This window comes from Citrobacter sp. wls619, from assembly GCF_005281345.1.
GTDB lineage: Bacteria > Pseudomonadota > Gammaproteobacteria > Enterobacterales > Enterobacteriaceae > Citrobacter.
The window spans coordinates 1-296 of the sequence record NZ_SZXJ01000115.1 but is presented as its reverse complement, the minus strand read 5'-3'; the positions used below and the strand labels follow the sequence as shown (position 1 = coordinate 296).

Here is a 296-nt window from a genome sequence, read left to right as displayed (position 1 = left end):
CTGGGACGTCTGGCGGTGGATCAGTCTCTACATGGGCAGGGCGTTGGTCGGGCGCTGGTACGCGACGCAGGGCTGCGGGTTATTCAGGTGGCGGAGACTATCGGCATTCGCGGGATGCTGGTTCACGCCCTGTCGGATGACGCGCGGGAATTTTACCAGCGGGTGGGGTTTGAACCATCACCGATGGATCCGATGATGTTGATGGTAACGCTGGGGGATTTAGTGGGGAGTGTTTAATTTAAATTTTCCCTGAATCAGGACTAAAACTGATAGTGTTTTATCCTCGAACTATTATT

General features: G+C 53.4%; 1 protein-coding gene. It reads left to right on the top strand.

Features of this window, described 5'->3' with window-relative positions; genetic code table 11:
* Positions 1-237, top strand: a 237-nt coding sequence (locus FDX19_RS25015; RefSeq protein ID WP_137384824.1) for a GNAT family N-acetyltransferase, incomplete at its 5' end; no start/stop codon positions are given.
* Positions 238-296: the final 59 nt, after the last annotated feature.